The sequence below is a fragment of the Desulfosporosinus meridiei DSM 13257 genome, from assembly GCF_000231385.2.
In the GTDB taxonomy this organism is placed as follows: domain Bacteria; phylum Bacillota; class Desulfitobacteriia; order Desulfitobacteriales; family Desulfitobacteriaceae; genus Desulfosporosinus; species Desulfosporosinus meridiei.
The window spans coordinates 2,771,077-2,794,639 of record NC_018515.1; the positions used below are offsets into that span (position 1 = coordinate 2,771,077).

Consider the following 23,563-nt stretch of genomic DNA (forward strand, 5'->3'; position numbering starts at 1 on the left):
CTATCCTCTCTACCGGTTAAGGAGGGCTCCAACATATTTGACAATCTCATTGGCACAGATAGAACAGTATCCATGTTCTTTAACGAGTCTATCCATAACATTGTTAATTCTCCTCAGCTGTTCCTGATCAGGATGAGATACTGAAGTGGTAATTTTCACTATGTCTTTAAGATCGGCAAATAATTTCTTTTCAATAGCTTCTTTCAGACGCTCATGAGATTCGTACCCAAAGGTTCTGCCTTTTCTGGCATACATTGAAATGCGAATTAGTATTTCTTCTCTAAAGGTTTTCTTAGCATTTTCTGATACGCCAATTTGTTCTTCAATACTGCGCATAAGTTGTTCATCAGGTGCCATTTCTTCCCCGGTAATGGTATCGTATATTTTTGTAGAATTGCAGAAGGCTTCAACATTATCCAGATAATTATTTAAAAGTGACTTAGCAGATTCTTCATATGCATATACAAAAGCCTTCTGAACTTCCTTTTTAGCCATTTCATCATATTCACGCCGTGCTACAGCGATTAGATTCAAAAGATTTTCCTTATCTTCTTTCATTATCGAAGTATGCTGAGATAACCCATCTTTTAATGCTCTTAAAATATCTAAGGCATTAATACACTTATGCTCATCCCGAATTAAAGCAGTGGATATTCGGTTAATAACATAACGCGGATCTACACCGCTCATGCCCTCGGCCAGTTCTTCCCCTTCCATAGTCAGTTCTTTAATATCTTTTTGGTTAAATCCTTCAACATTCTCACCATCATAAATACGCAACTTCTTTACCAAGTCCATACCCTGCTTCTTTGAAGGTTTTAACCTTGAAAGAACACTAAAGACAGACGTGGCCCATAGACTGTGTGGTGCCAGATGTACATTTCTGATATCACTTTGGCTAATTAGTTTCTCATAAATTTTTACTTCATCACTCACCCGAAGATTGTAGGGAATTGGCATAACAATGATCCGTGATTGTAGAGCTTCATTTTTCTTGTTTCCAATAAACGCACGATATTCATTCTCGTTCGTATGCGCGATTACCAACTCGTCCGCGGAAATCAACGCAAAACGACCTGCTTTAAAATTTCCTTCTTGGGAAAGACTTAAAAGATTCCAAAGAAACTTCTCGTCTGACTTCAGCATTTCCTGGAACTCCATAAGCCCTCTGTTGGCCTTATTAAGCTCACCATCGAATCGATAGGCACGAGGATCTGATTCCGAACCATACTCTGTGATTGATGAAAAGTCAATACTTCCAGTCAAGTCTGCAATATCTTGAGATTTAGGATCGGATGGAGTAAAGGTTCCTACGCCTACCCGTTGTTCCTCTGAAAACAAAATCCTCTTTATTGGAAAACCTTCGACCTCCCCAGCAAACTCTTCATCCAGACGCAGGCGGCAAACGGGGCACAGATTTCCTTCGATACGAATCCCGTAGGTATCTTCAAATTGTTGACGTAAAGATACTGGCAACAAATGCAGGGGATCTTCATGCATGGGACACCCATCGATGGCATAGACCGCTCCTTCCTCTGTTCTCGTGTATTCTTCAAGTCCTCTTTTTAATAGACTGACAATAGTAGATTTTCCTCCGCTTACAGGCCCCATTAACAGTAAAATCCTTTTACGAACATCTAAGCGCTTCGCTGCACTATGAAAATACTCCTCAATCAGCTTCTCTAACGTCTTATCCAGCCCAAAAAGCTCTTTGTCAAAGAATTTATACGTTTTCTGATCCCCAATCGTTTCAACCCCGGCCGCTTTGATCATTTCATAGATTCGAGCATGGGCATGCAGGGCCAATTTTGGGTTTTTTGTGACCATTTGCAAGTAATCAGCAAATGTACCACTCCAAGCCAGTGCAGCCTCTACTTCGCGATATTCACGCAACCATTTTATGACTTCCATAGTAGCCCTCCCTTCACTAACAATCAACAAGACTTGTCGGGATAATACTTATATATATGCTTTGTCGAAGAATATAAGTCATTGAACCCTTGTGTATACTTAATTTAAAAAAACATCTCCGTAGAGATGTTTTTTTTTTAGTATTCAATTCCTTGGCGAGATCTAATTCCCTTTTCATACGGATGCTTTAAGGGCACCATTTCAGTTACCAAGTCCGCTTTTTCTATCATTAACTGCGAAGCATTTCTTCCAGTCAAGATCAGTTCCATATTAGATGGTTTCTTATCAATTAGTTCAGCGACTTCTTTTTCTGGTATAAGCTCAAACCATATTGCATTAAGTATTTCATCTAGAATGACAATATCCCAATCCCCAGAGTTCACTATTTCTTGTGCTCTTTGGAAAGCCTTCTTAGCCTCAAGGATATTTTCTTCAAGATTTTCTCCTTTATGCACCCACCCAGCTCCTCCATAATGCTCGAGCTGACATTCAGGACTTAGCCTTTTAATTCCCTCTAACTCCCCGTAACTGTTGTTCCCCTTCATAAACTGCAAAATGAAAACTTGAAAACCATGTCCGACAGCCCGCACCGCTAAGCCAAAAGCTGCTGTAGTCTTTCCTTTCCCATTTCCAGTATAAATTTGGACTAACCCTTGAGATAGATTCGACATTTTTACACCTTCCGTATCCATTTTTCAAGTTGAGGATGGATATAGACAACATTAGGAGAAATAAGAATTTCTGGAAACCGTTCCAACGTTTGACGGTTAAACGATATGGAAAAAAACAACTTAATCGATGATTTCTCATCCGTTGCTCTTAATTCTACTTTGTCAGGATAAAGATAATAGGAATAGTTGCCATCTCTCCACGAAACTTCCAGCTCTCCGATTTTAGTGGATATTATTCCGAATTCCTCGACCTTGACATAGGCAACACTGGCAAATGATTGTTTTAGCCGCTCTGCTTCTATAGCAACCTGTCCTACCTTAAATTGGGACTCTAGGAGTTGCTCAACAACAAGTCGAGCCGGAATCGATATATCTTCAAAGATCCGCCTCTCGCTTCTTATCTCAACAAGGAGCTGTTCAAATTTTTGGACATGAATCGAGCGAACCTGATGAGCCTTCTTTAAGGCCTTTTCAAAGGTGTGATACACATCTTCTAAGCATTCCAGAAGTATCAAATCTTCCTCACGCATGTTGATTATCCCCCCTGTCCTCTTTGCAACTATTTATTACTATTCTAACTGAATTTCATTGAATAATAAAGCTAGTTTTATAAGAATATGGAAACAGGCTTGTTTTTTACTTCTTACTGCGCAGACGTTTTGATACTTGCTGAACTCTATACTCTATCCAATCTGTTTCAATCTCTGTATCACGCCCCCTTTTCAAAGCTTTCCAATAGCATTCCAAAGCAGCACGGAAGTTATAACGTTTTTCATAAAACTCAGCCAAATATATCAAGGCAGCCAAAGTAAATTCTCCATGCAATTTATTCCTGTCGTCTTTTTCACTTTGAAAGTCTGGAAAACCTTCTTTTTGCTCTTGCATTTCTTTTATCAGAGCCAATGACTCATGAACTTCGCTAATACGTTGTTCATCCTGGAACAATTCAAAAAGATTTAGAGCTTTTAAATAGTACAACTCGGATCTTGAAAAATCCATCAAAAGAAAAAGTAGATTCCCCAAACTTTGATAACGCAAAGCCAGATCTATAGTTTGTTCTGGATAAAAGAGAACCGATAATTCTAAATAATAGCGGGCTTCTTTAAAATTTTCTAAATTCTGTTCGATTTTACTTAAGAAAAAGCAAGCTTCACTAAAAACCTCCTTAGAATCATGCTTTAAACTTAGGGCTACTGCCCTTTGTTGACTTTCAAAAGCCAATATTATTTTATTTTGGTCAAAATATAATAAGGCTAAATACTGAAGTGTCGTTGCTAAAGCGACCATATCATCTATTTGAGCGAAAAGTTGACAGGCATGCTTCAAGTATCCTAAAGCCTCGTTTTTCTGGCCCAGACGAAAGCACAATTCACCAGAAAGAACATTCAATTCAGCTTCCCCCTTAGGGAATCCATGTATACGGCAGAGGTTAAGAGCTTGAGTATATGATTGCTTTGCTTGAGCCCAATCATCAAGAGCTGTGTAGACTTGCCCTAGGTCAGCAAAAAGCATCCCAAGCCTAAGCTGGGGGGATGATTTTGGGTAAACGGCAATTGCTTGTTCATACTCTTTAACAGCTTCCTTAAGCCTCTTCTTTTTGACGGATATACTTGCTAAACCCGCCCAGGCTTCAGCCATCCCTTTGTCGTTCTCAATCTCTTGACAAATTCGCAGAGCTTCTTTAAAGCCCGCTTCGGCAAATTCGTAATTTCCCAGTCGCACCCTTACCGTTGCCAGAAGTCTTAGAGTAAATGCCACAATTTCCGGAACGGATAACTCGTACGCCTTTAGTAAGCCCTGAATATAGTATTTCTCCGCTTTTAGATACTGTTCATCTCCCAGAAACTGAGTTCCATCTTCCATAAGATTTCGCCAGATATATAAATCTCCATCGTGCATATTAATCCCTCCGTGTCTGCTCCATCATATGCACGAGTTGATTTATTGGGCATATCATAAAGATATAAGTTTCAAATAAAAAGCACTGCTGATTTTTCCATACATAACATTTTAACTTGCCCCTGCTACAGAGTAGTCGGATATTTTGGATTACTTACTATTGTTTAAAGACATCAGTTGATGCCTCAAATTGCACATGTGTTTTATTAAGTAGTTCGGATCGAACTAACTTGTAATCTAGACATAAAAGTCGAAATATGATAATCTTAAGCTCAGAAGGGAGTGTTTGGCTTGAATGCTTATCGTCCTACACAGTCTTCAAATTATTGGTTGTTCGCACTTAAAATCATCATTCTTGTACTAGGGTTATATCTTTCTGCCCTAATTCTAAGCAAGGTCTTTTCCTTGGTATTCGCTGTTACATTTTTCTTAATACGAATACTCGTCTTTATTGCTGTAACTTTTATAGTCTTACATTTTTTCCTAAAGCTGTTGTTCAAAGTAGATTTAATTCAGACAAGCAAACGATTTATCTATCGTTAACTAAAGAGATTAAAAAACAACATATTAAAAACGCCTTTTTTAGGCGTTTTTTTGTTTATCTTACATCATCCGGCTATTGTGTGAATATCCTTTAGTCGAAGGAGGAGTGCCAAAATGCGGATTATTATTTTCAAACGTCCCTCATGGCGAAATCTAGCTTTATGGGGAATCCTTTTATTCGTCATGCTTGCTTATCGTGAAAATGTGACTTCCGTTTTCTCTGGGAAATTAAAGCCTATCTACTCTGTGAACATTGACAGTAAAGCTATTGGTCTGACCTTCGATATTAGTTGGGGGGAAAAGACAGCAGAGCCCATACTAGATATTCTTAAGCAAGAAGACATTCGAGCTACGTTTTTTCTCTCAAGTCCCTGGGCCGAGAAACATCAGGAGTTAGTGCACAGAATGGTCGCAGAGGGGCACGAGATCGGTTCCCACGGAAACCGTCACATTGATCTTAATACACTGGCCTCGGAAGAAATTGAAAAAGAGATTATTGCAGCCCAGCAAGTTCTCGAACCGTTAACAAATCAGAAAATACGATTACTTCGTCCCCCCAACGGTGCCTATAATAACAAAGTAATTGCCACTGCTGATAAATTAGGTTATCGGGTGATCCAATGGAGTGTTGATTCTCTTGACTGGAAACGTCCTGGACCAAGCGCTGTTATTAACAATGTACTTAATGGTTCCCGCGCAGGAAGCGGCGCTAAGGCAGGAGATATAATCTTATTTCACGCTTCTGATTCTGCTCCGGATACTGTCGAAGCACTGCCCACTGTTATTAAGAGCCTTAGACTTAAAGGAAATACATTAATTCCTGTTGGACAATTGCTTTCAAAAGCAAGCAGCACCTGGCCTCCGGAGAGTAATTTAAAAGAAGAACCTCTCACAGCTAGATAACTACCATTTTTCGTTCATTTCGGCCACCACTTTTTGAAGACTTTTATCTGCTTTCAGACGCTCAACAATTTGATTCAGACTTTTTTGGGCATCAACTCCCAATTCGCCCTCTAACCCTTCTTTTTGAGCTTGATCAAGTAATTCTTTCCCTTTGTCTAAGTCCCCTTCTGTCAATGCTTTAATTCCATTCACGTACTTAATTGAGGCATCCCCTTGATGGAGCCCTTCTATTACGGAAAGGCTTTTAGACAGACCTATGGTATCGCCTACGCGAACTGCTAGAATAGCCTTTTTAGTCTCATACAACACATTAGTCGGCCGCCATGTTTGAGCATCAATCATCCGGCTAAGTTCTATAGCTCTTGCCCATTGCCCATCAGCAATAGCCTCATCAAAGGATAGTGAAAGACCTGCAGGGTTGTTGGGATTTAGTTGTTGGGCAGTTTGAAGCTCAACCTGGGCAGTCTGATGGTCTCCCCTAATCAAAGCTGCTTGAGCTACGATTAAATGCCTTAGGGTTTGTTCATCAGTTGATAGCTCTTTCCATTCTTGATTGCTCCCCGAGAGTACTTTAAGCGACTCTTCGGGCTTGCCATTAGAGATTGACATTAATGCCTTTGCCAATTGCTTAACCTTATCTTCACTCATTTTGTCCAAAACGTCTTGCGCCGACTGTTTGTCCTTTGGCAAATAATAAAGGTATAACCAAAAATGATGCTTTTCATCTTGGTATGAGGCTAACTCTGATACGTCTAGGCTTGCACTACCAGTATTAAGAGCAACCCAAAGTTTTGTTTCTTTAACGTAAGGTAGCTTTTTTAACCATCCTTTTTTCTCAATCCACTGTAAATCTTCTTGTACTATAGAAACATCGTATACACTTCTTGCCTGCTTCATATGTTGAATTCGCCAAATTGACGGCCCGAAAGTATATATTAAGCAAATAACCAGTAAAACAATTGAAATCTTCCAAAGATTTCTCGAACCACGTTTACGTCGTGTAAACAATCCTATCCCTCGCTTCAAGCTAGCTTAATAACTCTATAGAAGTTCTTTGCAACAATCAATAAGATCTTGAATCAAAGAATTTCTTAATGTCCTTTCCAAGATGAAAAGCCTTCACCGACCACTTCCGGTACTTCAGAAATCGCCACAAAAGCTTGAGGGTCATAATTACGAACAATTTCTTTAATTTGAGAAAGTTCTGAGCGATTAATAACACAATAAACAACTTGCTTAGCTTCACCTGAGAAAGCACCAGTTGCTTGGAAAAGTGTAACTCCTCGTTCAAGTTTTTCAATAATCTCTTCTGCAATTCTCTGAGGTTGGGACGTTACCACCAGAACTGACTTAGATACACTTAGGCCCTCCTGAACAAGATCCACCACTCGTGTAGCAATAAACATATAAATCATAGCATACATTGCCACCTCTGGCCCAAATAAAAGAGCTGCACATAAGAATATTATTGCATCAATTCCAAGCAATATTTGACCGACACTAAAAGAAGTCGTTCTTGCAAGCAGTACTGCTAAGATATCAGTGCCGCCAAGGGATCCTCGAGATCGAAAAATTAAACCCATCCCTATACCTGTGAGTACCCCTCCGGAAATAGAGGCCAGCAGAGTATCATGAGTTAGGGCTGGCAGATGCGCCGTCAGTGATAAGGTAGCGGATAGTACAGCGACACCAACTATACTGAATACTAGAAAATCCCTGCCTACCATTCGAAGTCCCAGGAAGAATAACGGCAGATTTAAAAAGAGAACGGCCCAACTCACCGGCCAATTAAATAAGTAATGCAAAAGGATTGCTATTCCTGTAACTCCACCATCGGCGATTTCATTAGGTATTATCAATGTGTTAATACTCACACTTACTACCGATGAACCGATTATAATTCCAATAAAGTGCTTAAACAACTGCCAAGTGAAGTAATCTCGAATCCGTCTTATCAATAGAAACCTCCATTTCTGCACAATTGTGCTAAACATTTTAAACTTAAATTATACAGTAGCGCCTTTCAAGTGACAAATCATATGTTCATTGAAAACAACCTCAATCTAGTATACCTCGATCTAGTATATAGCAACAAATATTGACCTGCTACTTGTACTCGCTAATTTTAACTTGACAAACTACATATAATTGGATAAAGTATTGAAGTGCCTCAATTAGCGCTCGTAGCTCAGTGGATAGAGTGACGGTTTCCGAAGCCGGAGGTCGCAGGTTCAAATCCCGCCGGGCGCACCATGATAAATACGCCACAACCCATTGTTGTGGCTTTATAATTTTCTTTGAAATAATTATTGATGGTTGGTAACAGAGTTGCCAACCTTTATCTTTTCATAAGTATTAATTGTCAAGTGGCAAGCTACAAAATGCTTATTACCTATATCGATTAACTCCGGATCCATTACTTTACAAATATCTTGCGTATTAGGGCAACGGGTATGAAAACGGCATCCTGAAGGAAGATTAACTGGACTTGGAGTGTCTCCCTTTAGAATAATTCTACCTTTTTTCTGATGAGGATATGGAAGCGGAATTACAGATAATAAGGCAATAGTATAAGGGTGTCGAGGGTTCAGAAATAATTCTTCTGAGCTTGTAAGTTCTACTAATTTCCCTAAATACATAACTGCTATGCGATTACTTAAGTGTTTAACCATAGCCAAATCATGAGCAATGAGAAGATAGGTTAAATTAAACTCTGCTTGCAAATCCTCCAGTAGGTTAATTACTTGAGCTTGAATTGACACATCTAAAGCAGAAACCGGTTCATCACAAATAATTAACTTGGGATTGACAGCCAACGCCCGAGCAATACCAATCCGCTGACGTTGACCTCCTGAGAATTCATAAGGATAGCGTTCCCCGTGATGAGTGTTGAGTCCTACAACATCTAAAAGCTTAGAAACACGTTTTTCCCTCTCCACTCGACTTAGAACTTCATGAATTACAATAGGTTCGCCGATAATATCTCGTACCCTCATTCGAGGATTTAACGAGGCCAAAGGGTCTTGAAAAATCATTTGCATTTGACTGCGAATTTTGCGCATTTCTTCGCGAGACAGCTCATTAAGAGTCTGCCCGTCGAAAATCACCTTACCCTTAGTCGGTTCAAGTAATCTTAAAATAGTCCGCCCAAGGGTAGACTTTCCACACCCGCTTTCTCCAACCATACCCAGGGTCTCCCCAGGATAAATCTCGAAGGAAACTCCGTCAACTGCCTTAACATCACCAACGTGCCTTTGAATAATCAGTCCCTTTTTAATAGGAAAATATTTCTTCAGATTTTCAACTTTCAAAAGTGTCTCTGCTGCTTTATTAGCTCCAATCATATTTTTACCCTTTCGTATAAAAAGCAACTTACAAAATGAGCTGGCTCGATTTCAAACAAGGTAGGCTTCTCACGCTCACAAACTGGCATTTTTCGACGGCATCTCTGAGCAAAATTACACCCTTGAGGCAAACAATATGGATCGGGGGGATGACCTTCTATGGGATCCAATCGTTGTTTTCTTAGCGCAAGTCTAGGGGATGATTCCAACATTCCAGAAGTATAAGGATGCATTGGCTTAGCAAACAATGTATTGACATCTGTATATTCAACGGTATTCCCGGCATACATAACTAATACTTTTTGACATAATTCTGCAATAACACCTAAGTTATGCGTAATTAGCATAATAGCAGTGCCCAATTCTTGCTGTAGGTTGTTCATTAAATCTAAAATTTGAGCCTGAATAGTAACATCAAGCGCTGTTGTTGGCTCATCAGCTATAAGAAGCTTAGGGTTACAAGATAGCGCCATGGCAATCATAACTCGTTGACGCATGCCTCCACTAAATTGATGCGGATAATTATACACCCGATCTTCCGCCTCAGGAATACCAACTCTTTCCAGCATCTCAATAGCCCTTCTTTTAGCCATAGAGCGACTCACTTTCTGATGAAGGACAATACTCTCAATTATCTGCTCCCCAACTGTAAGTACCGGATTTAAGGATGTCATAGGATCCTGAAAGATCATCGCTATCTCATTACCCCGGATTTTCATCATTTCTTTTTCCGACACTTTAAGCAGGTCTTTACCATGAAAAAGCACTTCTCCACTCTCTATCCTGCCTGGGTACGAGATTAGTCTCATAATAGACATGGCGGTTAAACTTTTTCCTGAACCCGATTCTCCAACTATCCCTAGGGTTTCCCCTAATCTAATCTCTAAGTTAACACCATCAACAGCCTTAACTACTCCGACATCGGTATAGAAGTAAGTTCTAAGATCTTTGACATGAATTAACAAGTCTCGACCCATTACTTTCTCCTCCTTGCTTAGAACGGGGATCTAGCCTATCACGCAAGCCATATCCCAATAAATTATAACCTATTACCGAGAATAATAGGGCTGCGCCTGGCCAAAAAATCAGCCAAGGGGCATTAAAAATAAAGTCTTTGCCTTCAGATAACATTATTCCCCAGCTCGGAGTAGGTGGTTGTACACCCAAGCCTAAGAAACTTAACCCAGCTTCAGCTAAAATAACCCCCGCAATATTCATTGTCGTATAGACAATTAAAGGAGATAATATATTTGGGAAGACATGATAAAGTATGATTCGACCATCCTTTGCACCAATTGAACGAGCAGCTTCTACATATGAGCTAACCTTAACTAAGATCACTTGTCCTCGTACAAGTCGGGCATAATTTGTCCATCCTACGATACCTAATACCAAAAAGACTGAGATCATACTTGGTTCAAAGAAAGTCATTATTATAATTGCCATCAGAAAATAAGGAAATGCAGAAAAAATATCCGTTAATCTCATGACTAAGGAATCAACCCATCCTCCATAATATCCTGAAACAGAGCCAACCATGATTCCAATAAGCAAAGAAATACTTGTTGCTATAACTCCAATCAAAAATGAAGCTCTTGCACCAAAAATAATTCTGCTCAAGATGTCTCTCCCTAGCAAATCTGTTCCCATGAGATGTTTATAATTGGGCCCTTGCAAAGAATCTTTCAAAACAACTTGCATCGGATCGTAGGGTGCAATAGTCTCAGCAAGAATGGCAACAAGGGTCATCAAGGCAACAATTACAAGTCCAAATTGCGACCCCTTTGATAATTTCAAGTTTGCCACCTCCTCCCAAGCATTAATCATATCTTATGCGCGGATCTAAAACTGCATATAAAATATCTACCACCAGGTTTACCAACACGAATACAAGGGCTAAAAAGAGCGTAACGCCTTGTACAACAGGATAATCTCGCCGGGAGACTGCATTAATAAGCATAGTACCTATCCCAGGAAGAGAAAAAATCATCTCTGTTAAAACAGTTCCCCCCATCAGGCTTGCAAAGTCCATACCCGCATGAGTTGTAACTGGGATAAGTGCATTTTTCAATCCATGCTTAAAGACTACCACAGGCTTGGAAAGTCCTTTGGCACGAGCTGTTCGAATATAATCCTCTCGTAAGACTTCCAACATACCCGAACGAGTTAATCCTGCATACATTGCCATAGAGGCAAATCCCAAGGTAAACCCGGGGAGAATATAATATTGTAGGTGAAATCCCTCACCACCAGAGCCACTAACCGGCAATATACGAAGTATAACTCCAAATATCAGTTGCAGTATCATTCCTAACCAAAAGCTCGGTACGGATATACCTAGCAGCGTAAAACCCGTAGCAAAAGTATCCCAAGGGCTGCGCTGCTTAACTGCAGACAATACACCAATGAGCACACCAGCTGTAATTGCGAAGGTCATTGCTACTAATGTCAGATTAAAGGTAATAGGTATTTTGTCAAGGAGCATCGTAGTTACTTCTTGGTGCTGAATATAGGACCGGCCAAGATCCCCGTGAAGGATATTCCAGATATAGTGAAGATAACGACTAAAAAAAGGCAGATCTAATCCTAATTCCTGGCGGACATTGTTCATAATTTGAGGAGAAACGTGTTGGCCCAGCATTAAGGTTACTGGATCCCCCGGTGCAAGAGACAGCATTATAAAGGTTAGCATTGATATCCCTAAACCAACAGGGACGCATTGAAGAATACGCCAAATGATAAAACGTATCACAAACTTACCTTCTTCCTAATAGTCGCGGACTCTAATAGTCCTTAATATGTCGCTTGACATTGAACAGGAGTTTATGAAGAGGTCATAAACTCCTGTTTAGAGGCCCAATATTCTATGATAACCACACACTACGCATATCTTTTTGATCAAGAGCATTAATCGTCAAATTATGAACCCTATCTCCATATATACGGAGATAGTTTGTACTAAAGGTCCAAATTGCCGGTTGATCTTCTACAATTAACTCTTGTATCTTTTTATAGATCGCCATTCGCTTTGTCATGTCAGTTTCCTCGAAGCCTTGTGTCAGCAACCGCTCAACTTCCGGATTAGAATAAAAAGTAACATTGTTCATTCCCCATTGAGATTTGGAATAAAGCATTCGTAAGAGATTGTCTGGATCGGGATAATCAGCGACACAGGCCACCCGGAACATTTGAAGTTCACCGGATTGCATAGCATTAATGTATGAACCCCATTCCATATTCATTAAATTAACTTGAATTCCCACCTCTTTAAGCTGGGCTTGAAAGGCTTCCGCAACCCTCTGGTTTTCTTGCGTGTAGTTATAGGCGTATTGAATAGGCGCAAGTCCGATCCCTTCAGGGTACCCGGCTAAAGCTAAGTATTCTTTAGCTTTTTTCTTGTCAAAGGTTGGTGCTCTAAGGTCAATATTATAACCTGGCATTGTATCAGGTAAGGGACCATTTGACACCATAGAACTACCCTCTAATACAGTATCGGCGATACTCTGAATATCAAGAGCATAAGCAATGGCTTTTCGGATATTTATATTATCCTTAAATGGATCCTTGGTTAGGTTGAATCCAATATACTGTGTTGTGAGTGTAGTTGTTTTTAGAATTTGATCCGGGAGTTCTTCGAGAATAGATTGTCTTTGACCCGGAGGAACCATATCCACATAATCCAAATTTCCTGCGCGGAACTCGTTAAAAGCTGTAGACTCATCTTTAAAGATTTTATAAAAGATTTTATCCACATGGGCCTTAGTTCCATAGTAATCAGTAAATTTTTCTAGGATTATGTCTTGATCAGCATTCCACTTAACAAACTTAAAGGCCCCTGTTCCAATTAATGTCTCAGGGCTTGCCGCCGGCGTGCCGAAATCTTTCCCAGCTTTGTTCGCAGCCTCGAGCTTATAAATACTTAATGCAGGGTGCCCTAAAGAAGTCAGAAAAACTATATTTTTTTCTTTTAAGGTCACTTCCAGTGTATAATCATCAATGGTTTTTAATCCAGAAATTGTTTCAAGTTCTCCACTGTTCACTTGAGCGAACCCAACAATAGGTTCAAGTAGAAAGGCTAAAGGGGATAGTGTATCTTTAGCGGCTAAACGATTCCACACATCTATAATATCCTGAGCTTTCAAACTCGTTCCGTCATGAAACTTTACATCTTTCCGAATATGAAACGTAATAACTTTTTTGTCTTCTGAATAATCCCAGCTTTCTGCTATTGCAGGTTTTATCTCTAGGGTATTAGGGTCATATCTTATCAATCCATCATTGAGTTCTTTGCAAATTTCGATACCATTAATTTCTTCTAAAAAAGCAGGTTCAAGAGCAGAGGGACTTGAAATCATTCCAAAACGGAAAACCCCGCCATCTACAGGGGTTGATCTGGTCGGTTTTTCTTCGTTTTTCAAGGCAGTGTTCAATCCACAGCCAGACAAAATTATAGTTCCTATCAATAAAAAAGCGATAGATATCACCCAATTTTTCTTAGCAAGCATTCCCTTCCCTCCTCCGTTATGAATAATACTCAAGTTTTTATAACTTTGGTAACAATTCTATAAATGTCCTTATGTATATCCTCCCTACTTCGCAGCTTTCCGTTGTCTACACAATTGACCTTTTCCCATCCGTATGATTCTCTTAACTGTGTGGCATTGTTGTAGGAATGAACTAAATAATCATGATTCCTTTCATGAATATCCTTTTCACCATTATCAGTTTGCAATGCTCTACTGTTGATAAGTATTTGGCTTACTTTTGGAGGCATATCCAGAAAGATAACGCAGTCTGGGATTGGGAGCTTAAACTTAACAAACTCCAAATCCCATAACCAATCTAGAAACAACTTCCGCTCAATTGGGTCTGTTATTTTGGCTGCTTGATGAACCATGTTTGAAGTGGTGTATCGATCTGCTAGTACAATACCTCCATCCTGATAGAACTGTCCCCATGCTTTTTTATAGGATGCAAATCTATCTGCAGCATAGAAACTTGACGCTGCGTATGCATTAACATCGTTAGGGTCATTGCCAAACTCCCCATTTAAATACATTTTGATTAAAGCAGAAGAATCACTGCCATAATCAGGAAATTCGACCTGTCTAACTTTATAATTGTCAGAGGATAGTTTATCAAACAGCAATTTAGTTTGAGTTGCCTTACCACTTCCATCCCCTGCTTCGATTACGATTAGTTTACCATTCAAGAAATACCTACTCCTTTATTGGCTATTTTTAAATTTGGGATTATTAGAGATTAACGTGGCTTTATGGTAATTAGTCTATCAATAAAAACCCTTTTCAACAACACTTTTAGTGTTGAAAGTTAATATTTCACACAATAAATCAAAAAGCAGTATTTCCTTTTGAATTTGAACATACCCCTGTATGAAATTAATTCCAATTATAATAAATATTATTAGCTTTTCCCCCTTAACTTTCTTTATTTAACCGTAATGTCTATATCGAAGTTAAAATTGTCTATACTATCCTTAGACTATAAAATTAGCGGAATAAAAACCAGCTTAAAACACAGAAGCGCGTCTTAAGCTGGTTTTTATTGTTAGGCATTTTTTCAATCAATATTAAGTATCTTTTGAACCTCAAAACTTTATTAGGCTATGTTCTTGATAGATTTATGAAACCTTACTCATGACGCGTAATTTATCAGCAAGTAAGGCGATAAATTCGGAATTAGTCGGTTTCTGTCGTTCAATATTCATGGAATATCCGAAAATTCTTTTTAGGGTATCTGTATGTCCGCGTTCCCAAGCCAGCTCAATTGCGTGTCGAATCCCACGTTCTACTCGGCTTGGAGCAGTGTCGAATTTCTTTGCGATACTTGGATATAGCTCTTTGGTTACGGCCCCTAGTAAAGATACATCCTCGACTACCATTAGGATGGCATCTCTAATATACTGATATCCTTTCACATGAGCTGGAATCCCAATTTGATGCATCATTGTCGTAACTTCAACATGCAAATTCAAACCGCTTCCTACGTTTGTTACAACTGGGGCAACTGAACTATTCTGAGCAGGTTGAGAAGATGGGATATCCTGAGTTAATGAGCGAATACGTTTACTGAGAATATCTAAATCAAAGGGTTTAAGGATAAAATAGTCGACCCCCAGCATCATAGCTTGATGAGTTAATGATTCTTGCCCAAATGCTGTGAGCATTATAATTTTAGGTCGATTCAAAGTTGTTCGTGAGTTAATTCTTTCTAATACGCCTAAACCATCTAAATTAGGCATCACTAAATCAAGAATAATCAAGTCTGGTTCTTGATTCTGAATGAGTTCCCAAGCTTCTAACCCATTATTTGCAACTCCAACAACGATTAAGTCTTCTTGGCCTTGGAGATAGTTTTGTAGCATTTGACATAAATTCCTATTATCATCCGCGACAATTATTTTTATTTTCTTACTCATTATACAATTCATCCCGCCTTAATTGTATTCCGGTTCAATTATATTGATTAGCATTTGCATCTTTCCGGTGCTTTTATTATACGCTAAGGCAGATGTCGAAATCGCAAATAATAAGGCAACATCCCTATCCAGTTAAAAATGCTGTAATTCCTTCACACAATGGGGTTATATGGATATTTATGGAATTTATATTTATCGCAAAATAGTCTAATATTTTTCATTTAGAATAATACTCCCTATATTATTAGCGAATTAATGTGAACACAATCGAGATTTATCTAACTTATGAGTTGAATACATAAAGATTCTAACATGAAAGATGAATTATAGTGAAAACTTTCAAAATTGGCCCGTTTTATGTTAAGTTTATTGTCATTATGGACATACTATCCTCGAATGATCTTAAAAGGAGGAAGTATTATGATAGCTGCAGTCGATAAAGACACATGTATTGGATGTGGAGCTTGCCCCGAATTTTGTCCTGAGGTCTTTAAAATGGAAGATGACGGATTAGCTGTAGCGTATACAAATCCAGTTCCTAGTGAAGTTGAGGGTGCTGCTAAAGATGCAGCTGACGGCTGTCCAACAGATGCTATCCATGTCAATTAGTAAAGATTGATTAGGTTAGTAAGAAACAGTAAAAGCGGATGATTTTCATCCGCTTTTACTGTTTCTTACTCTTATTCTTACTCTTACTGTTTTGCCTGCTCTGCAAATTCTCGTAGTCCTTCAATCCCAACACGGTCAATTAAGCGCCCAATTCTTTCCTGGGGTTTTGCATTCTCTTTATAGTATGAAATGACAGCATCCATGATTGGTAATATTTCTTCCTTTTTTAAGTTTTCTAAAAGAATATTCCCCTGTCGTGGCTTAACTCCACCATTTCCTCCTACATACAAGTGGTATCCTTTACTGGTACCCATTAATCCCAGATCTACGGAAGCAGAATCAGTACATTTATTGGGGCAGCCAGCAACACCAATTTTAAATTTTGATGGCAATTGCATACCATGATAGCGTTTGTCTATCTCCATACCCAAAGCCAATGTTTCTTGCAGACCTCTTTTACAGAAGGTATCACCAGGACATACCTTAACACTTCGGACGCATAATCCTACTGCATGACCCGGATCCATGCCTAATTCGTCCCATATCTTAGGAACATCTTCCGGCTTTAATCCTACAATAGCAATACGTTGAGCTGAAGTCACTTTAATTGCCTGAGCATGGTATTTTTCTGAGACATCAGCAATCTTTCGCAAAATTTCCGGAGTCACGACACCTGCCGGTATATGGGGTGCAATTGAATAAGTTTTCTTATCCATTTGCAGTATTCCTCCAGGGGGTTGAGCTTTGGCCGCAGCCTCTGCTGACATTTCCCCCTGTTCCACAGAATTGACCTTTTTCAGTAGAACATTTGGGTCAATATTATGCATCTGGGCAGCATTAGCTAATGTTTCATTAACTGAAAACGCACACCCCAAACAATGCAATCCCAATTCTTGCATAGCTTCTGCTGTCTTGGGATTCGAAGACATAATATCTTTTAATTTCATATCAAGTGTAAATCGCATTTACTCATCTCCTAACCATGAATGAGCATTGGCAAACAACGCGTACACACATGTTTCTCTTCGCCTTGATGAACATATGTCATCACTGGGGTTAATTCACTTGTTGTTCCACAGTTAGCACATTCTAACTCAGGAGCCTCTTTTTTTACGTCTGCCATATAAACGACCTCCTTTTATGGTTATAATCTTATCAGAAAGAAAAACTCTTAAGTGTGATCTAAGACACGATTCAGAGTGTCTTTGAGCACGCTCTAAGCAAACTAATTTCAACCTCAGTTTAAACCAATAGAAGACAAACTATTCAGAAGCTCAAAATTCTTTATTAAAGAAAAAAACCACGTTTTACCTTTCTGGTATACCGTGGTTTAGTTCCCTATAGTTCATCTAGTAGACAGATACAAAACCAACCCAATAGTTAAGTAGATAAAACCCGCGTACAAGCGCATTGGTGCTTTTTTTTTGCTTGAACTTTTGGAACTGTAAGGCCTATACTGACCTTCCATGATCTTCCCCTCCAATATACGAGAGGTCGTTAATACGCTTAATCCCTTGAATTTTCCAACCCTTTTCGGTTTTTACCAAATTCATAGAAAAGACAAATTGTTGCACTTTTTCTACCGTTGACGTCCATGAAACCCGTACAACAATCCCTTGTGAATCATTGGCGTCTGAATTCATAAATTCAACCTTTTGTAAAGACAGTAGCGGATCTTTGTTTACAAGAGATTCCCAGGTCTTGAATTCTTTTTCATCCATAGAGTCTTTGGGTAGGCTTAACAGTTCACGAGCTAAATCAGTTTGCCTCAGGTCCATAAACTTCCAAAATTGTTGAATCGTTTCCCTCGATGAATCCCCGTATTGCGGATCTGCCAGAGTCGATATCACTGCTTGAGGAGTCTTTAAGACAACGATTGTCATTAGACAAAACAGCGATATCCCAAGTAACCAAACATATCGACTTTTTCGCATAATATCCCTCCTTGCTTGTCTCTACTATATTCTAAGAGGGAAATGCTACTTTAAGACCACATTAGCCAAAAACTTTTCTTAATACATTAAGCACAAACTCCGGTAAACGGACATAATAAATACGCATATCTCAGTCCTCCTTTACACGCCTTTGATTCCAACGCTCAGTGGTAATGTATGCAGGCACAGTAAATATTGATATCCTAAACTGATTGGTAATTCTTCACAGCTTCTTCAAGTTGTGCAACGAGCAAACGCTCTTCCTCAGTATTTGCTGTGAAATACAGTCGTCCAATTATACCTGTAATCACCTTTAGAACATCTTCTAAAACTAACTTTTCCTTCATAGCTAATTGCGCGCTGGTCTCAATCAAGGCAATTCCAAACTGATGACCCACTCCTTCTTTTATCATGCGTGTACAGCTTTTCCCTAACAGCCTCATAACTAAAGATGCTTCCTGAACATCTAACTGACGTACCGCATCAATGGTTGTTGTTAGTCCCTGAACCATACGTAAACCTACGCTATTCCAGCTTATTTGTTGATTATCCATAATATGCCCCCCCTAAAGCAATTCTGTTCCCGTGCCATACTATATGCCTTTGCTCTAGTAAGGGTGATAAAAAGAAAAAAGCAGAAAAGGTAATTTCCTTATCCGCTCTCTCGTTACTTTTATTAACTTTTTAATAGATTTTATACCAAAGTAATTGTGATCTAGGAGATCCAAGACCCACACCGGAAGGCGCACATGAAATGTGCCTTCTTCACAGTTACGTCTTCCCCGTTCCAAGACCAGGGACGCAGGTCTCATAAGCGCGAAGTCTTTTACGTGAACAGAAAAGCAAACTTCCGTTTAACCTAACAATGAATCTCCCACCGTCTACTAAGACCCAAGCCGGAAGGTGCACACGAAATGTGCCTTCTCCCAAACAACGTTCCCCCGTCCCAAGACCAGGGACGCAGTGTCACACGAGCGCGGAGTCTTTACGTAAGCAGAAAAGCAAACTTCCGTTTAAGCGACCCAGATACGGGGCAGTGCACACGGACGTGCACTGCCGCCAGTGAGCCAAGGATGGCTCATCTGGCGGGAACCCCGCTCCCCAGAGAAAAGAGCTTAAACGGTTAGTTTGCTCTGCGTCGTAAGCACGGAGCGCTGTGTGATACAAGTCCCCTCTACTTCCCTAACTTTGCCACTTTAATCCTCGAAACCATAAGACATGCTAAAACTAACATGCTCCCTAGATAAATATACCAAGGCAACATATTGCGAAAAAACATTAATAAGGCCATAAACCCACCGGCAAAGGTGATGGGGACACCTACGAAATACGTAGTAATATTAAGCATATTAAACCGAGCTAAACGAACTGCTCCACATAAAGCAAATACTGCTGCAATACCTAGTCCAATGTATCTTACGTAGTCCGGTTGGGGGTATAAAATTGCTTGATAAGTAAGAATAGCTGGAGCAACCCCAAAAGATACCAAATCACTCAATGAATCCAGTTCTTTACCGAAATCAGAACTCACCGAAAGTCTGCGGGCAACCTTACCATCTAAACTATCCATTAAAACCGAAAGAACTATCATTGCAGCCGCCAGAGTATACTGCTGTTCGATAACCAAAATTAGGGCTAAAAAACCAAAAAGCAGATTTGCTAATGTAAAAATACTTGGGATCATACTAGTAGTAATTGGATTTCCCTTCATTTGAACCTCCTCCTCTTGATATTCTCTAGTTTATCATTTTTAAGGTGATTATAAAAGCTCTTAGCCTAAATGACTAGTATATTCCTCGATTTTACGAAATACGAGCTTGTTTTCCCCACGAACATGGGTTTTTATGGGTAAGGACCCCAGGAAAAATCTACCATAGTATTTTTCAATCACTCTGTCATCTAATAAAATAACTATTCCTCTATCCTCCTTTGATCGAATGAGGCGTCCAAATCCCTGTTTAAAGCGAATAACGGCTTCGGGCAATAAGAGTTCTCGAAAAGGATCTTTACCTTGCGATTTCAGATACTCGGAACGGGCCTCAATTAAAGGTAATGTCGGTGGCCAAAATGGAAGTTTCACTACTATAACGCAAGATAATGTATCACCAGGAATATCAATACCTTCCCAAAAGCTATTAGCACCTAAAAGAACACTCCTTGGATTTCTCTTAAAAGCTTCTAATAAACTGCTGCGTTCACCTTGTATTCCTTGAGCCAGTGATTGGATCTTTGTCCTAACTAATAAAGGATTTAGGTACTCATAGGTTTGCCGAAGCATTGCATGCGAAGTAAAAAGGACTAGTGTCCTACCATGCATACGCTCAGCGACTTCCGCTATAAAGTCTGCAAGCTCGGGAGCCTTCTGTCCCTTGGAATCTAAAAGTCTGATACCATTTTTAACGATAATTAATTGCATCTGTTGTTCATAATCAAAAGGAGAATCCACCTGGGCAGTAATTGTTGACCTAGGCAAACCAATATCTTGTAGAAAATGCTCGAAGGAATCTGAGATGCTCAAGGTGGCTGAAGTCATGATTACCGAGTTAAGTCGAGAAAATATTTTTTCTCTTAGAGTATCACTAACATCAATGGGAGACGTTTTCAGAAACAATCTAGATGATTGTTCTAACCAAGTAACTTGTTTAGGATTGTTTAGGTTTATTGCCAGTTTAAGCGTTTCTACATATTCCTGTAACTCTCTTTGATGACTGGATATCGCATACTTAAGGTCTTCGACCTCATCAGCATCATCTTCACTTAAAACACTCGCTAAACTATCCAATATAGAAAGTAGCGCTTTAATCCTTCCGGTAAGGTTTTCGATTTGAACATTTAACCCTTCCCACCATTGTCTGGTAGTATGTTGGGCAATAAATCGGAATGTTCTCTCCGATCCTAAAATCAAAGACAACAAATCAAATAGTTCCTTAGTTTGTTTTAAGACACTTACACTGTTTTCAGGAATCCCATCTAGTCTTTTATTAAAAATCTCCCAAGGGACAGAAGGAACTAAATTTTCTAAAGATCCCAAACGTTGCTTCGTAGATGAATAAAAACTAAGTCCTGTGGATCGGTAAATGCTATCTACAGCCCTAGTTACATTCTCCAAACATAATTCAGAGCCTAAATGCTGTAAAGCTGTTTGATAGATCTGGTGTGCTTCATCAAGGACTAAGTAATGATATTCCGGCAATACATTATAATCTGTTTTTAAATCAGAAAAAAGAAGTGAATGATTTACGATTAACACATCTGATTCTTCGGCTTTCTTACGAGCTCTGAGTAAGAAGCAAACTCCTGCCTTTGAACATCTTCCAGGAATACACATATCATTATCGGCATTTATATTAGGCCAAAGTTCCATTAAGCCGGGTACTTTTGATAGTTCCTGGAAATCACCCGTTAATGTTTCCCTTACCCAAACTAGAATAGTAAGCACTGCCAATTTTTGTTGCATACCAACGTTTTCTCGATTGCCTAAGCACCCCTGCCATTTCTTTATGCAGAAATAATTACTTTTCCCCTTTAATACTGATGCCTTAAAAGGAAAAGGCAGGACTGCTTCTAAAATCGGTATATCCTTCTTTTGAAGTTGTTCCTGTAAGGGAATAGTATGAGTTGCCACAACGACCTTATGGCCTGTTTTTTTGGCAGACCATAGACTTGGTATCAAATAAGCAAACGACTTTCCTGTTCCGGTGCCAGCTTCCACAACAACATGTTGTGAGGAAGAGAATCCCTTTGCTATGAGTTTGGCCATTTTCATTTGCCCCGATCGACTCTCATAACTCGGGATGTTTTGTTCAAGATTTCCTCCTGGAGCGAAGTTCTCCACAACCCAGTCTGTCGAGTCAGGAATCCTTACTGTAAAACTTTTCTCAACAGAAAATAACCCCTCAGAAGATGGGCTAAGAACCAGATCTGTACGAATCGGCCGTTCTGGAAATGTGCGAATTATTTCTCTCTGTAAGTCTTCAAAGAAGCCCTTGCCAGTCCATTCAGCAATAAATCCATTCGCCTGATTAAAGAAACTAAGATCAAACTTTAACCCCTTTTCCCAGCACGCTTCATAAAGCTTCCAAGTCAACCAAGTCTTTTCCTCTATTAGTAGTTGCTCCTCTTCTTTCCTTAACGGAAGAGATAGTTTTTCTGCTAGAAAATCGAGCTGATAATGATGCAGTGTAGGGAAGAAAATCCTTGCTAATTCTGAGGTGTCCCAAAAAGGCTGCAGAAAATGTAAATTTAATTCCCGCTGAAGAATAGTGAGGAACAAGTGCGCTTCATGACCTACTAAAACTGCCTCACTCATGAAATTAATAATTTCTTGACGATGCTTAGCTAACCAGTTATCGTTAGTAAAGTCAATATTTCTATGGCTATAGTCTTGACGACCTGGTTCTTCTGAGTCAATCGGTTGATAAGAATAACAGCATGATTCGTGAATCAGTCCTTCACGGACTCGAAGTGCTGATAATTGGACTATTCTACCTTGTGAACATTCAGAACCCACTGTTTCAATATCAAAAAACACGATATCTTTGACCACAAATGTTGACCCCTCTCTTTTGATATTGTACACTATTTTCATGACTGGAACCAACAAAAGCAGGATTTTTGAAATCTATAGCGAATACTCTTTCAAATACGTTCAGAAATTTGAAAATGAATTTGAATTCGACTATCTTTAATTAGGAAGAAGGATTCCCATTGTTAAGACGAAAGATATCGATGTTCGGACTCAGTCTCGCCATTTTATTCACTAGCCTTTTCTTGAACGGATGTTCTCCTAAGCCCTTTTTAACACAAGATGGAACTTATGTAATTTTGTCAGTTTCGCCAACAGGCATGAACCAATCAGAGCTCCTGGAATTACCATGGGACACTAATATGGCTGTTCTACAAAAGTTCCTCTTAGAAGCTTCTTTTGTATTGAGTGATCTGCACACACCCACTCCATCTGAGACATCTACGGAATCCCTAGTGATGGCGACAAAAATTCAGGCTAATTTCCCACAACCAAAGAGAATGAAGTTTATGGTTGATAACCACTCTCTTAATCTTGATGTACAGTCTATACAAATTGAAGTCGAGGGACCAAATGTCGGTCAGGTAATCATCAATCAGACCATTGTTTTACAAGGGCTTGAGAACCCTAACCTCCAACCTGCCTTTCAGGAATTATTGGATGCACTGCACAATAGCGAAGCGAAATAGAAAGTTGCTTAACCGCAACTTTTCTTTTTGTACAACTATCCTATCTTAGTTTCGAATATTTGCTAAACTTCGTATTCTCAGCTCTTGGAAGAGGTT

General features: G+C 39.4%; 22 protein-coding genes and 1 tRNA gene. 4 read left to right on the forward strand and 19 right to left on the reverse strand.

Annotated features, from left to right (window positions below):
- Nucleotides 1–9: 9 nt before the first annotated feature.
- The 4 genes from DESMER_RS12675 to DESMER_RS12690 all read right to left on the reverse strand — a co-directional run bounded on the left by DESMER_RS12675 (nt 10) and on the right by DESMER_RS12690 (nt 4,481).
- Nucleotides 10–1,911 (reverse strand): PrkA family serine protein kinase, encoded by a 1,902-nt coding sequence (locus DESMER_RS12675; RefSeq protein ID WP_014903456.1) that lies wholly within the window; start codon nt 1,909–1,911, stop codon nt 10–12.
- 137 nt (nt 1,912–2,048) lie between these two features.
- Nucleotides 2,049–2,582 carry a cob(I)yrinic acid a,c-diamide adenosyltransferase gene (cobO, locus tag DESMER_RS12680; protein ID WP_014903457.1) on the reverse strand — a complete coding sequence of 178 codons (534 nt, stop codon included), beginning with the start codon at nt 2,580–2,582 and terminating at the stop codon, nt 2,049–2,051.
- A 2-nt stretch (nt 2,583–2,584) separates the two neighbouring features.
- On the reverse strand, nt 2,585–3,112 hold the full coding sequence (locus tag DESMER_RS12685; RefSeq protein ID WP_014903458.1) for a hypothetical protein: 528 nt from the start codon (nt 3,110–3,112) through the stop codon (nt 2,585–2,587).
- A gap of 106 nt (nt 3,113–3,218) precedes the next feature.
- Complete coding sequence (locus DESMER_RS12690) at nt 3,219–4,481, reverse strand: tetratricopeptide repeat protein (RefSeq protein WP_014903459.1); 1,263 nt, start codon at nt 4,479–4,481, stop codon at nt 3,219–3,221.
- 657 nt (nt 4,482–5,138) lie between these two features.
- Between DESMER_RS12690 and DESMER_RS12695 the strand changes: the two genes are divergently transcribed.
- Nucleotides 5,139–5,927: a polysaccharide deacetylase family protein gene (locus tag DESMER_RS12695; RefSeq protein WP_014903461.1), complete on the forward strand. Its 789-nt coding sequence runs from the start codon at nt 5,139–5,141 to the stop codon at nt 5,925–5,927.
- Here DESMER_RS12695 and DESMER_RS12700 read toward each other — a convergent pair whose 3' ends face one another.
- Together DESMER_RS12700 and DESMER_RS12705 are read right to left on the reverse strand one after the other, a co-directional pair.
- Nucleotides 5,928–6,935 carry a hypothetical protein gene (locus DESMER_RS12700; RefSeq protein ID WP_014903462.1) on the reverse strand — a complete coding sequence of 336 codons (1,008 nt, stop codon included), beginning with the start codon at nt 6,933–6,935 and terminating at the stop codon, nt 5,928–5,930.
- Nucleotides 6,936–7,018: 83 nt separating this feature from the next.
- Nucleotides 7,019–7,921 (reverse strand): YitT family protein, encoded by a 903-nt coding sequence (locus tag DESMER_RS12705; RefSeq protein ID WP_427854259.1) that lies wholly within the window; start codon nt 7,919–7,921, stop codon nt 7,019–7,021.
- 183 nt (nt 7,922–8,104) lie between these two features.
- Between DESMER_RS12705 and DESMER_RS12710 the strand changes: the two genes are divergently transcribed.
- Nucleotides 8,105–8,180: transfer RNA gene (locus DESMER_RS12710), tRNA-Arg, on the forward strand.
- A 53-nt stretch (nt 8,181–8,233) separates the two neighbouring features.
- Here DESMER_RS12710 and DESMER_RS12715 read toward each other — a convergent pair.
- From DESMER_RS12715 to spo0A, 7 genes are all read right to left on the reverse strand, one after another.
- The gene (locus DESMER_RS12715) at nt 8,234–9,271 is read right to left on the reverse strand and encodes an ABC transporter ATP-binding protein (protein WP_014903464.1); all 1,038 of its coding nucleotides are present in this window, start codon (nt 9,269–9,271) and stop codon (nt 8,234–8,236) included.
- A complete protein-coding gene (locus DESMER_RS12720; RefSeq protein ID WP_014903465.1) occupies nt 9,268–10,248 on the reverse strand; it encodes an ABC transporter ATP-binding protein in 981 nt (326 codons plus the stop codon). The genes DESMER_RS12715 and DESMER_RS12720 overlap by 4 nt, the downstream gene beginning before the upstream one ends.
- Entirely contained in the window at nt 10,211–11,077 is an 867-nt protein-coding gene (locus tag DESMER_RS12725; RefSeq protein WP_427854261.1) for an ABC transporter permease, read from the reverse strand. Before DESMER_RS12725 ends, DESMER_RS12720 begins: the two co-directional genes overlap by 38 nt.
- Nucleotides 11,078–11,090: 13 nt before the next feature.
- Nucleotides 11,091–12,023, reverse strand: coding sequence for an ABC transporter permease (locus DESMER_RS12730; protein WP_014903467.1), 933 nt, complete (start codon nt 12,021–12,023; stop codon nt 11,091–11,093).
- Nucleotides 12,024–12,135: 112 nt separating this feature from the next.
- Entirely contained in the window at nt 12,136–13,776 is a 1,641-nt protein-coding gene (locus DESMER_RS12735) for an ABC transporter substrate-binding protein (RefSeq protein WP_014903468.1), read from the reverse strand.
- A 29-nt stretch (nt 13,777–13,805) separates the two neighbouring features.
- On the reverse strand, nt 13,806–14,483 hold the full coding sequence (locus DESMER_RS12740; protein WP_014903469.1) for a dTMP kinase: 678 nt from the start codon (nt 14,481–14,483) through the stop codon (nt 13,806–13,808).
- A 429-nt stretch (nt 14,484–14,912) separates the two neighbouring features.
- Nucleotides 14,913–15,710 (reverse strand): sporulation transcription factor Spo0A, encoded by a 798-nt coding sequence (gene spo0A, locus DESMER_RS12745; protein WP_014903470.1) that lies wholly within the window; start codon nt 15,708–15,710, stop codon nt 14,913–14,915.
- 420 nt (nt 15,711–16,130) lie between these two features.
- Here spo0A and DESMER_RS12750 point away from each other — a divergent pair, with 420 nt between their 5' ends.
- A complete protein-coding gene (locus DESMER_RS12750; protein WP_014903471.1) occupies nt 16,131–16,319 on the forward strand; it encodes a ferredoxin in 189 nt (62 codons plus the stop codon).
- An 83-nt stretch (nt 16,320–16,402) separates the two neighbouring features.
- Here the strand turns inward: DESMER_RS12750 and DESMER_RS12755 are convergent, their stop codons facing one another.
- The 6 genes from DESMER_RS12755 to DESMER_RS12775 all read right to left on the reverse strand — a co-directional run bounded on the left by DESMER_RS12755 (nt 16,403) and on the right by DESMER_RS12775 (nt 22,799).
- On the reverse strand, nt 16,403–17,284 hold the full coding sequence (locus DESMER_RS12755; RefSeq protein WP_014903472.1) for a DUF1858 domain-containing protein: 882 nt from the start codon (nt 17,282–17,284) through the stop codon (nt 16,403–16,405).
- A gap of 11 nt (nt 17,285–17,295) precedes the next feature.
- Nucleotides 17,296–17,442, reverse strand: coding sequence for a hypothetical protein (locus DESMER_RS23995; RefSeq protein WP_169315538.1), 147 nt, complete (start codon nt 17,440–17,442; stop codon nt 17,296–17,298).
- 328 nt (nt 17,443–17,770) lie between these two features.
- The gene (locus tag DESMER_RS12760; RefSeq protein ID WP_014903473.1) at nt 17,771–18,253 is read right to left on the reverse strand and encodes a hypothetical protein; all 483 of its coding nucleotides are present in this window, start codon (nt 18,251–18,253) and stop codon (nt 17,771–17,773) included.
- A 203-nt stretch (nt 18,254–18,456) separates the two neighbouring features.
- Nucleotides 18,457–18,807: a hypothetical protein gene (locus tag DESMER_RS12765; protein ID WP_014903474.1), complete on the reverse strand. Its 351-nt coding sequence runs from the start codon at nt 18,805–18,807 to the stop codon at nt 18,457–18,459.
- A gap of 620 nt (nt 18,808–19,427) precedes the next feature.
- The gene (pssA, locus tag DESMER_RS12770) at nt 19,428–19,964 is read right to left on the reverse strand and encodes a CDP-diacylglycerol--serine O-phosphatidyltransferase (RefSeq protein WP_014903475.1); all 537 of its coding nucleotides are present in this window, start codon (nt 19,962–19,964) and stop codon (nt 19,428–19,430) included.
- A gap of 60 nt (nt 19,965–20,024) precedes the next feature.
- Nucleotides 20,025–22,799 (reverse strand): helicase C-terminal domain-containing protein, encoded by a 2,775-nt coding sequence (locus DESMER_RS12775; protein ID WP_014903476.1) that lies wholly within the window; start codon nt 22,797–22,799, stop codon nt 20,025–20,027.
- 161 nt (nt 22,800–22,960) lie between these two features.
- Here DESMER_RS12775 and DESMER_RS12780 point away from each other — a divergent pair, with 161 nt between their 5' ends.
- Nucleotides 22,961–23,467: a hypothetical protein gene (locus DESMER_RS12780; RefSeq protein ID WP_014903477.1), complete on the forward strand. Its 507-nt coding sequence runs from the start codon at nt 22,961–22,963 to the stop codon at nt 23,465–23,467.
- Nucleotides 23,468–23,563: the final 96 nt, after the last annotated feature.

Coding starts and splice junctions, on each gene's coding strand:
- DESMER_RS12765 (WP_014903474.1), bottom strand. CDS start 18,807: ATGGATAATCAACAAATAAGCTGGAATAGCGTAGGTTTACGTATGGTT.
- DESMER_RS12705 (WP_427854259.1), bottom strand. CDS start 7,921: ATGTTTAGCACAATTGTGCAGAAATGGAGGTTTCTATTGATAAGACGG.
- DESMER_RS12720 (WP_014903465.1), bottom strand. CDS start 10,248: ATGGGTCGAGACTTGTTAATTCATGTCAAAGATCTTAGAACTTACTTC.
- pssA (WP_014903475.1), bottom strand. CDS start 19,964: ATGAAGGGAAATCCAATTACTACTAGTATGATCCCAAGTATTTTTACA.
- DESMER_RS12695 (WP_014903461.1), top strand. CDS start 5,139: ATGCGGATTATTATTTTCAAACGTCCCTCATGGCGAAATCTAGCTTTA.
- DESMER_RS12750 (WP_014903471.1), top strand. CDS start 16,131: ATGATAGCTGCAGTCGATAAAGACACATGTATTGGATGTGGAGCTTGC.
- DESMER_RS12735 (WP_014903468.1), bottom strand. CDS start 13,776: ATGCTTGCTAAGAAAAATTGGGTGATATCTATCGCTTTTTTATTGATA.
- cobO (WP_014903457.1), bottom strand. CDS start 2,582: ATGTCGAATCTATCTCAAGGGTTAGTCCAAATTTATACTGGAAATGGG.
- DESMER_RS12690 (WP_014903459.1), bottom strand. CDS start 4,481: ATGCACGATGGAGATTTATATATCTGGCGAAATCTTATGGAAGATGGA.
- DESMER_RS12760 (WP_014903473.1), bottom strand. CDS start 18,253: ATGCGAAAAAGTCGATATGTTTGGTTACTTGGGATATCGCTGTTTTGT.
- DESMER_RS12715 (WP_014903464.1), bottom strand. CDS start 9,271: ATGATTGGAGCTAATAAAGCAGCAGAGACACTTTTGAAAGTTGAAAAT.
- spo0A (WP_014903470.1), bottom strand. CDS start 15,710: ATGAGTAAGAAAATAAAAATAATTGTCGCGGATGATAATAGGAATTTA.
- DESMER_RS12755 (WP_014903472.1), bottom strand. CDS start 17,284: ATGCGATTTACACTTGATATGAAATTAAAAGATATTATGTCTTCGAAT.
- DESMER_RS12685 (WP_014903458.1), bottom strand. CDS start 3,112: ATGCGTGAGGAAGATTTGATACTTCTGGAATGCTTAGAAGATGTGTAT.
- DESMER_RS12675 (WP_014903456.1), bottom strand. CDS start 1,911: ATGGAAGTCATAAAATGGTTGCGTGAATATCGCGAAGTAGAGGCTGCA.
- DESMER_RS23995 (WP_169315538.1), bottom strand. CDS start 17,442: ATGGCAGACGTAAAAAAAGAGGCTCCTGAGTTAGAATGTGCTAACTGT.